General features: G+C 62.7%; 16 protein-coding genes. 10 read left to right on the forward strand and 6 right to left on the reverse strand.

What is annotated here, in order from left to right; translation table 11 throughout:
- Nucleotides 1-85 precede the first annotated feature (85 nt).
- Nucleotides 86-427, forward strand: a complete 342-nt coding sequence (locus AC2FLX_RS21160; RefSeq protein WP_496811507.1) for a DUF2927 domain-containing protein — start codon at nucleotides 86-88, stop codon at nucleotides 425-427.
- 54 nt (nucleotides 428-481) lie between these two features.
- Here the strand turns inward: AC2FLX_RS21160 and AC2FLX_RS21165 are convergent, their stop codons facing one another.
- The 3 genes from AC2FLX_RS21165 to cobD are packed head-to-tail and all read right to left on the reverse strand — an operon-like array spanning nucleotide 482 to nucleotide 3,569.
- Nucleotides 482-1,648, reverse strand: a complete 1,167-nt coding sequence (locus tag AC2FLX_RS21165; protein WP_496875534.1) for a lytic murein transglycosylase — start codon at nucleotides 1,646-1,648, stop codon at nucleotides 482-484.
- Between the two features lie 26 nt (nucleotides 1,649-1,674).
- Entirely contained in the window at nucleotides 1,675-2,595 is a 921-nt protein-coding gene (gene cbiB, locus AC2FLX_RS21170; protein ID WP_480752091.1) for an adenosylcobinamide-phosphate synthase CbiB, read from the reverse strand.
- Nucleotides 2,592-3,569: a threonine-phosphate decarboxylase CobD gene (gene cobD / locus AC2FLX_RS21175; RefSeq protein ID WP_496811280.1), complete on the reverse strand. Its 978-nt coding sequence runs from the start codon at nucleotides 3,567-3,569 to the stop codon at nucleotides 2,592-2,594. Before cobD ends, cbiB begins: the two co-directional genes overlap by 4 nt.
- 186 nt (nucleotides 3,570-3,755) lie before the next feature.
- On the opposite strand from cobD, the gene AC2FLX_RS21180 reads away from it, so the two are divergent.
- Entirely contained in the window at nucleotides 3,756-4,118 is a 363-nt protein-coding gene (locus tag AC2FLX_RS21180) for a response regulator transcription factor (protein ID WP_480752089.1), read from the forward strand.
- Here AC2FLX_RS21180 and AC2FLX_RS21185 read toward each other — a convergent pair.
- Entirely contained in the window at nucleotides 4,100-5,089 is a 990-nt protein-coding gene (locus tag AC2FLX_RS21185; RefSeq protein WP_496811279.1) for a glutathione S-transferase family protein, read from the reverse strand. The two genes, AC2FLX_RS21180 and AC2FLX_RS21185, sit on opposite strands and share 19 nt — an antisense overlap.
- 212 nt (nucleotides 5,090-5,301) lie before the next feature.
- On the opposite strand from AC2FLX_RS21185, the gene AC2FLX_RS21190 reads away from it, so the two are divergent.
- A complete protein-coding gene (locus AC2FLX_RS21190; protein ID WP_480752086.1) occupies nucleotides 5,302-5,655 on the forward strand; it encodes a hypothetical protein in 354 nt (117 codons plus the stop codon).
- Between the two features lie 3 nt (nucleotides 5,656-5,658).
- Here the strand turns inward: AC2FLX_RS21190 and AC2FLX_RS21195 are convergent, their stop codons facing one another.
- Together AC2FLX_RS21195 and AC2FLX_RS21200 are read right to left on the reverse strand one after the other, a co-directional pair.
- Entirely contained in the window at nucleotides 5,659-6,189 is a 531-nt protein-coding gene (locus tag AC2FLX_RS21195) for a L,D-transpeptidase family protein (RefSeq protein WP_480752085.1), read from the reverse strand.
- Between the two features lie 2 nt (nucleotides 6,190-6,191).
- Entirely contained in the window at nucleotides 6,192-7,364 is a 1,173-nt protein-coding gene (locus tag AC2FLX_RS21200) for a MalY/PatB family protein (protein WP_480752084.1), read from the reverse strand.
- A 94-nt stretch (nucleotides 7,365-7,458) separates the two neighbouring features.
- On the opposite strand from AC2FLX_RS21200, the gene def (AC2FLX_RS21205) reads away from it, so the two are divergent.
- The 7 genes from def (AC2FLX_RS21205) to AC2FLX_RS21235 all read left to right on the forward strand — a co-directional run.
- Entirely contained in the window at nucleotides 7,459-7,977 is a 519-nt protein-coding gene (gene def / locus AC2FLX_RS21205; protein WP_480752082.1) for a peptide deformylase, read from the forward strand.
- Nucleotides 7,974-8,471, forward strand: coding sequence for a peptide deformylase (gene def, locus AC2FLX_RS21210; RefSeq protein ID WP_480752080.1), 498 nt, complete (start codon nucleotides 7,974-7,976; stop codon nucleotides 8,469-8,471). The genes def (AC2FLX_RS21205) and def (AC2FLX_RS21210) overlap by 4 nt, the downstream gene beginning before the upstream one ends.
- On the forward strand, nucleotides 8,468-8,962 hold the full coding sequence (def, locus tag AC2FLX_RS21215) for a peptide deformylase (protein ID WP_480752078.1): 495 nt from the start codon (nucleotides 8,468-8,470) through the stop codon (nucleotides 8,960-8,962). Before def (AC2FLX_RS21210) ends, def (AC2FLX_RS21215) begins: the two co-directional genes overlap by 4 nt.
- 53 nt (nucleotides 8,963-9,015) lie before the next feature.
- Nucleotides 9,016-9,921: a methionyl-tRNA formyltransferase gene (fmt, locus tag AC2FLX_RS21220; protein WP_496811278.1), complete on the forward strand. Its 906-nt coding sequence runs from the start codon at nucleotides 9,016-9,018 to the stop codon at nucleotides 9,919-9,921.
- Between the two features lie 15 nt (nucleotides 9,922-9,936).
- Nucleotides 9,937-10,173 carry a hypothetical protein gene (locus tag AC2FLX_RS21225; RefSeq protein ID WP_480752075.1) on the forward strand — a complete coding sequence of 79 codons (237 nt, stop codon included), beginning with the start codon at nucleotides 9,937-9,939 and terminating at the stop codon, nucleotides 10,171-10,173.
- Between the two features lies 1 nt (nucleotide 10,174).
- Entirely contained in the window at nucleotides 10,175-10,411 is a 237-nt protein-coding gene (locus AC2FLX_RS21230; RefSeq protein ID WP_496807950.1) for a GlsB/YeaQ/YmgE family stress response membrane protein, read from the forward strand.
- Between the two features lie 74 nt (nucleotides 10,412-10,485).
- Nucleotides 10,486-11,024: caspase family protein (locus tag AC2FLX_RS21235; protein WP_496875535.1), on the forward strand; the 539-nt coding region annotated here is incomplete at its 3' end.

Genomic DNA, 11,024 nt, shown 5'->3' on the forward strand with positions numbered 1-11,024 from the left:
ACTCGGGCGAGTGGTTCTTCCGTTTCGACATCTCTGATCTCCTTTTCGTCGAAGATCAGCAGACAACAAATCGTAGCTTACGTCAGTGTCCGAAATTCAGGGGGTAGCTCAAGTTGACCATCTTAAGCCACATGGCCGCATAGAGAGTTCGCAGATCTGGATTCGATCAGACCTCAGTGAAGTACTTATGAAGCAGTGCATTGCCGAAGAGTTCTATAATTCCTTGGGAGTATCAGAGGGCGATGAAGTAGACAGTATTTTCGATTATCGGTTTTCGCACAGTGAGGGAGATACCGAGTTATCTGATTTTGATCTTCTTCTTTTGAAGATCTTGTATAGAGATACACTGCTCCCTGGAATGGAGATCGAAGAGACTAAGAGAGCCGTAAGTAAGATAATATCGGAGGAATGTGCAATAAAGTCGTAAGCCGCCTAGCAGTTGCTAGAGACCGGCCCTCATCCGCCTGACACCACTTGTCCACTACAACCTGCGCAAAAGCTCTGCCGTCGGCCAGGCGTCAGCGGGCAAACCCACCCTTTCCTGCTCTGCCTGTACCGCCGCGCGGGTTCCGGCGCCCAGAATGCCGTCGATCTTGCCGACATCGTGGCCGCGCGCCTGCAATTTCGCTTGCAGCTCTTTCATCTGCGGTCCTGACAATCCGGGCTCCGGACTACCGGCATCATAAATCGGACCACCCTCCAGCCGGGTGGCGAAATAGGCGGCGGTCAGGACATAGACGAAACTCTGGTTCCACTCGAAATAGACGTCGAAATTCGGATAGGCCAGAAAGGCCGGCCCCTTATGGCCCTGCGGCAGCAACAGCGACGCCTGCATTCCACCCGGCAACGACCCGCTCCGCGCGCGGACCCCCATCCGCTGCCACTCCGTGACCGCGCGGCCCTTGCCGGGCCCCGACAGCGACCAGTCCATATCCGCGGGCACGGTGACCTCCTGCAGCCATGGCTCACCCGCCCGCCAGCCCAGATGCGACAGCATCTTTGCCCCCGACATCAGCGCATCAGGGGCCGAAGTTTTCAGCGACACTTTGCCGTCGCCATCGGCATCGACGCCGTTGTCCAGAATGTCCTGCGGCAGCATCTGCACCATGCCGATCTCGCCTGCCCAGGCGCCGGTTGTGCGTTGCGGATCGAAGTTGCCACGGTCATACAGCGCGATGGCGGCAAATATCTGGGGCCGGAACAGATCGGGACGGCGGCAGTCATGCGCCAGCGTCACCAGCGCGTCGCGGGTGTTGAAATCTCCCTGAAAGCCGCCGTAATCGGTTTCGAACGCCCAAAAGGCCAGCAGCACGCCGCGCGACACGCCGTATTCCGCCTCGATCCGGTCGAACACCGCATCGTGTTTCTGTGACATTGCCTGCCCCCGGTCGATCCGGTTCTGCGAAATCAGGTGCCGCGAGAAATCGATGAAGGGTTTCTGGAACACTCCCTGCGCCCGGTCGGCCTTCAGTACCTTGCCGTCCTGCCTGACGCCCTTGAAGAATGCGTTGACCCGGGCGCTGTCATGGCCTTTCGTCACCGCCTCCTGTTTCAGCGCCTGCACGAAGGTGTTGAAATCGCCTCCGCATTGGGCTTGGGCTGCGGTGGACAGCAGAAGGGCAAAAACGGCGGCAGAAAACAATCGCATCTTGCGGGTCAATCCCTCTTGTCGGGTCAGAATATCAATGTCAGCACAAACCACAGCAGAACGAGCGCAAAGACAAGGCCCCAAACGCGCCACAGCATGTCGACGGCGCGAGTGATCTCGAAAGCACCGATGGTTCTGCGCGCCGCGCCATTGACCCAGGCCAGATCGCGGATCTGACCGTGATAACTGCGCGGCCCGGCAAGGGCCACGTCCAGCGCGCGGGCCATTGCGGCCTCGGGCCAGCCCGCATTGGGCGAGACATGGCGTCGGGCGTCGGCAACGGTCTCGCGCCATTGGCCGAACCCACGGGCCAAGGCCACGATCATCAAACCGGTCAGCCGCGCAGGGATCAGGTTCAACAGGTCATCCAGCCGTGCCGAAGCCCAGCCGAATTCAAGATACTTCTCGGTGCGATAGCCGATCATGCTGTCCGCCGTGTTGATCGCCTTGTACACCAGCAGCCCCGGCAGACCGCCAACCAGAAACCAGAAGGCAGGCGCAATCACCCCATCGCTGAGGTTTTCTGACGCGCTTTCGATGGCCGACCGCGCGATCTGGCTTTCATCCATGGCCGAAGTGTCGCGCGATACGATCCGTGCCACCATCGCCCGCCCCTCGGGCAAGGACCGGCGCATGGCATCGGCCACGTCGGACACATGCGTCACAAGCGACTTCTGAGCCAGCAGGATGGCGCAGGCCAGGATTTCCACCACCGGCCCAAGCGCGGCGAGAACCTGACCCGCAATCACTGCCGCCGCGACCAGAAACAGGGCGACTGCAGCACCCTTGAGGCGCCGGTTGCCGCCCCGGTTCAGCCGCCTGTCCAGCGCTCCGATCAGATTGCCGATCAGCACCGCCGGATGCCGCACCCGCGACCACAGCCACTCGGGTTCTCCCAGCGCGGCGTCCAGCGCCATCGCCGCAGCCAGCAGAAACGCGGTGCTCACAGCGCAGCCTCCAGCCGGCCCCAACCCTGTGCAGGCGGCAGGCCCAGCCGCAGATAGGTCCGCGAATAGGGAAAGACGCGGCTCCAGATATGGGCACGCGCCAAACGGTCCTGCCATGCAGCAGCGTCATCGACCTCATAGAGCCGGAACAGGGTAGTGCCCCCGACAAGCTCGGCACCCTTTCCGGTGACAAGCGCATCCAGCCGGCTGGCCTCCTGCGCCAGGCGCGCGCGGGTGCGCGCCGCCCAGTCGGTATCGGTCAGGGCCTGCACCCCGATCCGCAGCGCCGGCCCCGAAACCGCCCAGGGGCCGGTCAGGTCGTTGAGCCGGGCGATGGTGTCGGGTCGGGCGATGGCAAAGCCAAGCCGCAATCCGGCCAGCCCCCAGAACTTACCAAAGCTCTTCAGAACCACCGTGCCGGGACGTTCGGCCAGATGGATCAGCGAGGCCGCAGGTGTTACATCGCAAAAGCTTTCGTCGATCACGGTCAAAGGCGCATCGGCATCCGCTTCACGCCACAGGCGGCCATCGGGGTTGTTGGGATGCACGATGACCCGCGCCTGCGCAGGCCCAACGTCGCGGATGTCCCAGCCCTGCGCGGCAAAGGCGGCAGCATGTTCGTTATAGGTGGGGCGGGTGATTTGCACCGACCCGGCAGGAGCCAGCGCCGGAATTCGGGCAATCAGCGCCGACGCACCCGGCGCAGGCAGGATAGCGGCCTCAGCCGGCACCTGCCAGAATGTCCGCGCCGCCGACACCAGCGCCTCGAACGCGCCGTGATCGGGAAGCTCTGCCCAATCGGTCGCCTGCAAGCCGGACACCGGATAGGGTGACGGGTTGATACCTGTCGACAGGTCGATCCAATCCGCCCGCGCGCCGCCATAGCGCTTCATCGCGCCGTCCAGCCCGCCGCCATGGTCGCGTCGGGCGCGGGGGTCGATGGTGTTCTGGTCCATGTCCGGCGATTGCGCCATTGCGACTCTCTGCCTGAAAATGCTGCATTCTGCCCGCTTCAAGCGGATTCTTGCCGCCTGCACAAGCGAAACCGCCCGAAACAAGGGCCGCTTCGGGCATGTTAACATTTTGTTAAGCAATTGACCGGATCACGGGGCTAGGGGGACGGCACGAGATACATGCCAACCGTGCCAAGGGTGCCGCAAATGAAGGTTCTGATCGTTGAAAGCAACCCGGATCTTGGCCGGGTCTGGCAGCGTCACCTGCAACGGCAGGGGACCGAAGCCACCTTGGTTTTGACGCAGGAGGAGGCCATTCTGGCGCTCTATGGCACCGCCTTCGATATCATTGTCCTCGATCTCGTGCTGGAAAAGGGCAGTGCGCTTGCGGTGGCCGATTTTGCCAGCTATCGCCGCCCCGATGCGCGGGTGATCTTTGTCACCAACACTACCTTCTTTTCCGACGGATCAATCTTTGCCCACAGCTCAAACGCCTGCGCCTTTGTCCAAAGCGGCACCCCGCCCGAAGACCTGGCAGCCATGGTCGAGCATTACGCAGCCGGACGCTGATCGCGGCGATGCGGCTCCCGGTAATCCACAACCGGGTTGATCGGGATTATGCGGTGCGGATTGATGGTATTGTGGCTGAAATGATAGTGGCGCACGATATGCGCCATGTTCACCGTGTCCGCCACACCAGGCCATTGATATAACTCCCGCAGATAGGCCCAGAGATTGGGATAATCGATTACCCTTTTGCGGTTGCACTTGAAATGCAGATGATACACCGGATCAAACCGCACCAGCGTGGTGAACAACCGCCAGTCGGCCTCGGTCACGCGATCTCCCATCAGATAGCGCTTGGCTGACAGCCTTTCCTCCAGCCACTCAAGCGTGTCGAACAGGGGATGCACGGCGGCGTCATAAGCCTCCTGCGTGGTGGCGAACCCGCATTTGTAGACGCCGTTGTTCAGCGTGTCATAGACGCGGGTGTTCACCGCCTCGATCTCGTCGCGCAGGGGCGCCGGCCAATAGTCATCCGTGTTCCCGGTGAGACCGTCAAAGGCGGAATTGAACATGCGGATGATTTCCGAACTTTCGTTCGACACGATGGTTTCCCGCTCGGTGTCCCACACGATCGGAACCGTCACCCGCCCGGAATAGCCGGGATCGGCCTTGGTATATACCTGATGCGCGTGACTGAAACCATAAAGCGTGTCTCCGGTCGCGCCATGGGCGTCGGTCTCGAACGTCCAGCCCTGATCCAGCATGTCCGGATGCACCACCGACACCCCGACATGATCCGTCAGGCCCTTGAGGGCGCGAAAGATCAGTGTCCGGTGCGCCCATGGGCAGGCATAGCTGACGTAAAGATGATAACGTCTCGACGCCGCCTGAAATCCACCCTCGCCAGATAGGCCCGGCGCGCCGTCGGCGGTGATCCAGTTGCGGAACCGCGCCGCCGACCGCTTGAACGCGCCGCCGTTGGATTTCGTGTCATACCACTTGTCCTGCCATTTGCCGTCCACGAGCAGTCCCATGCGCTTACCTCCGGTTTCGAGAGACACTCCAAAAAATAGGGCCGCCCGCGCCGCCTGACCACCATCAGGCCCGCGCACGCTTTCTGCGCTCGCGCACATGGTGCGCATTCCTTGCGACACGATTGCAACGCAACGCCGTCACCGGAAATCTTTCATTGGATTTTTACAAAACCCATTGCAAACTTAAGGTTACGTGAGGGGGAAAGATTTTTATGACCACATACATTTCCGAGGAAATGCGCAAGGAATTGGATGCCGCGCGCATTGCAACACTCAAGAAAACAAGCCGTTTGCGGGTCGAAGCGGGCGAGGAATACTTTCGCGTCCTGCGTCTGTGGCAAAGCGGATTCGCGGTCGAGGCCGAAACGACTCCACGTCTGCGCGGTCTCGTTGATCTCTACGATGGAACCAATCACCTTTATCAGTGCCTGATTGTTGCCGCAGAAGAAGAAGCCGGAGAGATGCGTTACGAGTTCAAACGCAACACTCTGGCCGCCGACAAGGCGCCTCTGGATTTCTATCGTTCGCCGGATGCGCCGATTGCGCTTCTGGGCAAGGACGACTGATCGTCAGGGCCGGATTTCGACGATCGTCCCGACGTCGGCAAGACGCCAAAGGCGCGTGATTTCGTCATTGGACACGGCGATGCAACCCAGGGTCCAGTCGCCCGGCAGGGTCATCCCGACGACACCGTTTGGTTGCCCGTGAATGAAGATATCGCCACCCGGATCGGTTCCGGCCTCGCGCGCCCGCGCGATGTCTTCAGGCTGCGGGTAGTCGATGCCCAGCGACAGGTGAAAGGCGCTTTGCGGGTTGCGGCGGTTGATCGTAAAGACGCCCTCGGGCGTGCGGCCATCGCCTTCGACCGCCTTGTCGCCTTCGGGGCTGAACCCCAGCGCAATATCGGCCTGCATCACCACAGCACCGTCCAGCGTCGCTGTCAGGCGGCGGGTGGATTTCTCGATCAGGATGCGATCGACCCGCTCGGCCTCGGGCGCCATCGGCGGCGCCACAGGGCGCGGGCCGAAACGCGCCCATCCGACCCAAAGCGCCCCGGCGACAAGGCACAACGCCAGCAGGACGGTCAGGCGCCGCAGCATGGCTATTGCAGATCGGCAAAGGCGCTGCGCAGCCGGGTACAGGCCTCCTCGACACGCGCGCGCTGTGTTGCCAGGTTGAACCGCTCGAACGTCTCGCCCCCGGTTCCGAATCCGGGACCGGACGACGTGGCAATCCGCGCATCCTGCCGCAGGCGGCGGACGAACTCGTCATGGTTCATTCCGGTGCCCGAAAAATCGACCCAGGCCAGATAGGTGGCCTGCAACGGCATAGACCACAGGCCGGGGATTGATGCGATGGTGTCGTCGAACAGACGCCTGTTGCCGTCCAGATGCGCCATTTGGGCATCGACCCACGCGGCCCCGGCCGGCGAATAGGCGGCGGTGATCATTGCCACGCCAAGGGCGGCGGGCGCGTAATCCAGAGTCGCCAGCCGATGCCGCATCACCTTGCGCAATTCCGGGTCGGGAATGATCATGTTGCCGGTCCGCTGTCCGGCAATGTTGAAGGTCTTGGATGCCGCCGTCAGGGTCACCGTCCACGCCCGCGCCTCGGGCGCGGCCACATCCATCGGCACGTATTTTTGACCAGCATAGACAAGATCGTGATGAATTTCGTCCGAGACTAGGATCAGCCCGTTTCGTTCCGCGAATGCCGCAACCGCGCGCAGCTCCTCGGGCGTCCAAACTCTACCCGACGGGTTCTGCGGCGAGCACCACAGCAGCAGCTTCTCCGAGCCGTCCAGCCGCGCCTGCGCGTCGTCCAGATCCAGCACATAGGTCTCGCCCTGCCGCACCAGCGGGCATTCCACCACCCGGCGACCCGACTTGTTCACCTTGTGCGCAAACTCGTGATAGACCGGGGTAAAGATCGCCACCCCGTCCCCCGGCGCGCTCCACACGTCCAGACACAGCGCAATCGCATTGCCCAGCCCCTGCGAGGTCAGCACCCAGTCGGTGTCGATGTCCCAGCCGTGCCGGGCCTTCATCCACCACTGCACCGCCTGCAGGTATTCGGGATGTTCCCAGGAATAACCGAACACACCATGTTCCGCCGCCTTTTGCACCGCTTCGATCACGCAGGGCGCGGTCTTATAATCGGAATCCGCGGTCCACATCGCCAGCCCGTCATCGGGCGAGACGCCATAGAGTTGCTCCATCTTGTCCCATTTTGAACTGTGGGTGCCGCGGCGGTCGGTAGGGTCGTTGAAAGTCATGTCTGCTCCGTTTGATCGCGGGAAAGCTAACCTCAATTCCGGCGGTTGCAAGGGGGGCGTTGCGGCGCGGCGCCGAATGACCTAAATCACCCTCATGAAACGCACTATTCTGATCCATCCCGACCCGCGCCTGAAGAAGGTCTGCGCGCCGGTGGCCGACATCACCGACGACCTGCGCAAGCTGGCCGACGACATGCTCGAAACGATGTATGACGCGCCGGGCATCGGGCTGGCCGCGCCTCAGATCGGCATGCTGGATCGGCTGATCGTGCTGGACTGCGTCAAGGAAGATGGCGAAGCGCCCCGCCCGCTGGTGATGTTCAACCCGCAGGTCATCGCGGCCTCGGATGAAACCAATGTCTACGAGGAAGGCTGCCTGTCGATCCCCGAGCAATATGCCGAGGTGACACGCCCCAAGGTGGTCGATGTGGCATGGATGGACCGGAACGGAAACCTGCAGCAGGAAACCTTTGACGGGTTGTGGGCCACCTGCGTCCAGCACGAGATCGATCATTTGGATGGCAAGCTGTTCATCGACTACCTCAAGCCGCTCAAGCGCCAGATGATCACCCGCAAGATGCAGAAGCTGAAGCGCGAGAAGGCCCGCGCGTGAGCGTCCTGCCGATCCTGACATGGCCCGACCCCCGACTGTCGCAGAAATGCGACCCGGTCGAAACCATCGTGCCGCAGGATCTGATCCGGTCCATGTTCGACACCATGTATGCCGCGCAGGGCCGTGGGCTGGCCGCGCCGCAGGTCGGGGTGATGCAACGGTTCTTTGTCATGGATTGCGGCTGGAAAGAGGGAGAGCCCGCGCCACTGGCAATGATCAATCCCGTCATCATGGCCGCCGAGCGTATCCCCGTGGTGATGGAAGAGGCCTGCCTGTCGATCCCCGGCATTGCGGTTGCGGTCGAAAGGCCAAAGGCTGTCACCGTGCAGTGGACCGCCCCCGAAGGCGATATCCACATGGCCGATTTCGACGGGTTTGAAGCGCGCTGCATCCAGCACGAGTTCGACCATCTGAACGGCACGGTCACGCTCGACCACCTGACCGGCGCGGACCGCGTGCGCGCCGAGGCCGAATACCTGGAGAAACATCAATGACCGTACGCCCCTGCCTGCCCTGGCCTGACAAGCGCCTGCGCAGCAAGGCCGCCGAAGTGCCCGAAATCACCGACGAGATCCGCGCGATCTGGGACGACATGATCGACACGATGGAGGCGATGCCGGGCGTCGGCCTTGCCGCGCCGCAGATCGGCGTGATGCTGCGACTGGCGGTGGTGGATGGTTCGGCCGAGCGGGGCCGGGCGGTGCGCCTTGCAAATCCGGAAATCCTGCACCGCTCGATCGAGCTGCGCGAGCATGAAGAGGCCAGCCCGAACCTGCCCGGCGTCGCGGCCACGATAAAGCGGCCCCGCGCGGTGACGGTCAAATACCTCAATGAACATGGCATCGTCGACCGCCGCGACTTCGTCGGCATCGAGGCGACCAGCGTGCAGCACCAGATCGACCATCTGAATGGCCGGATGTATTTCGACAACCTCAGCAAGGTCAAACGTGACATGCTGTTGCGCAAGGCGCGCAAACAAACCTAACGCCCGTAGGCCGGGCTTCAGCCCGGCACCCCGCCACAACCCCGGAGCAGATCATGCGCGTCATCTTCATGGGCACTCCCGATTTCTCTGTCCCGGTGCTCGACGCGCTGGTTGGTGCCGGTCACGACATCGCCGCCGTCTACTGCCAGCCCCCGCGCCCCGCCGGGCGCGGCAAGAAAGACCGCCCCACGCCGGTTCATGCCCGCGCCGAGGCGCTGGGCCTTGAGGTGCGTCACCCGGTTTCCCTCAAATCGCCCGACGAACAGGCCGCCTTTGCCGCGCTTCAGGCCGACGTGGCCGTCGTGGTGGCCTACGGCCTGATCCTGCCGCAAGCCATTCTGGATGCCCCCGCGCGGGGGTGCCTCAATATCCATGCCAGCCTGTTGCCGCGTTGGCGCGGGGCCGCGCCGATCCACCGGGCAATCATGGCCGGGGATGCCGAAACCGGCGTCTGCATCATGCAGATGGAGGCGGGGCTGGACACCGGCCCGGTGCTGCTGCGCAAAGCCACACCCATCGGCGCAGAGGAAACCACCGCCGAACTGCACGACCGCCTGTCGGCCATGGGCGCATCTCTGATCGTCGAGGCATTGGCCAGCTTGCCCGAACTCACCCCCGCCCCGCAACCGGATGCGGGCGTCACTTATGCCGCCAAGATCGACAAGGCCGAGGCACGGGTGGACTGGACCCGGCCCGCCGCCGAGATCGACCGTCAGATCAGGGGCCTGTCGCCGTTCCCCGGAGCCTGGACCGAAATCGAAGGCGAACGGGTCAAACTGCTGGCCTCGCGGCTGGCGCAGGGGCAGGGGGAACCGGGCGAGGTTCTCAACGACACCCTGCGCGTGGCCTGCGGGTCCGGCGCGGTCGATCTGCTGCGCTTGCAAAGAGCGGGCAAAGGCGCGCAGGATAATAAGACGTTCCTGCGCGGTTTCCCGGTTGGCGCGGGAACCCGGCTTTAGACGGAGGGCGCCCGCATGTTCATGATCCTGATGGGAACGGTCATCATTGCCGGGATCGTCGGATACCTGTCCGAGGCGACCGGCTTTACCCGCAACGGCTATGTGCAATCCATCATCATCTGTGTCGGCGGCGCGTTCATCTTCCATTTCTTCCGCATAATGTTCGGGATCGGCTTCGGCTCTCCGGGCCTGAACGCGGTGATTTCGTCCATAGGCGCGCTGATCATCGTGCCCACGCACTGGAGGAAATGACATGCCCGTCGTCGCCCTGATCGTCATTGGTGCCGCCGCCGGATTTCTCGCTACCCGCCTGATGCGGATCGAGGCCGACATTCCCACCACCATGGCCATCGGCATCGTCGGCGCGCTGCTCGGCGGCTTTGTCCTGCGCGGGCTTGCGACGATGATGGGCTGGCTTTCGGGCTTCGTCGGCGCGGTGCTGGGGGCCTTGCTGGTGATCTGGATCTGGCAAAAATACTTCCGCAGATAATCTGTGTGACCTGCATCCTTTGAGGCGGGCCAATTCTCGGATAAACTGTCCGTGACGTGTAACCCGAGGTGCCGATGAAGTTTCTGGCGGCCATTCTGATTATTCTGATCCTGCCGGTCTGCGCATGGGCCGACCGGGTGGCGCTGGTAATCGGAAACTCCGACTATCAGGCGGTCGCGCCGCTGGACAATCCCCGCAATGATTCCGCCGCCGTCTCTGTCCTGCTCGAAGATCAGGGGTTCGAGGTCGTCCGCGCCGACAACCTCAACCGCGTGCAGATGCGCGAAACGCTGCGCAATTTCCGCGCGATGGCGGATCGTTCGGAAATCGCCATGGTCTATTACGCCGGGCACGGGATCGAGATCGGCGGCACCAACTATCTGATGCCGGTCGATGCCCGCCTCGAAGATGTGCGCGACGCCGGTCTGGAAATGGTCGAGATGGATCTGATCCTGCGCCAGATCTCGGGCGCGCGGCGGATGAAGATGGTGGTGCTCGACGCGTGCCGTAACAACCCTTTCCTGGCCCGCATGAAACAGCAGGGCGGCACCCGCAGCGCCCGGCAGGGTCTCGCGGATGTCCAGACCAACGAATCCGACACGCTGATCGCCTA

Source organism: Ruegeria sp. YKSF57, assembly GCF_059612585.1.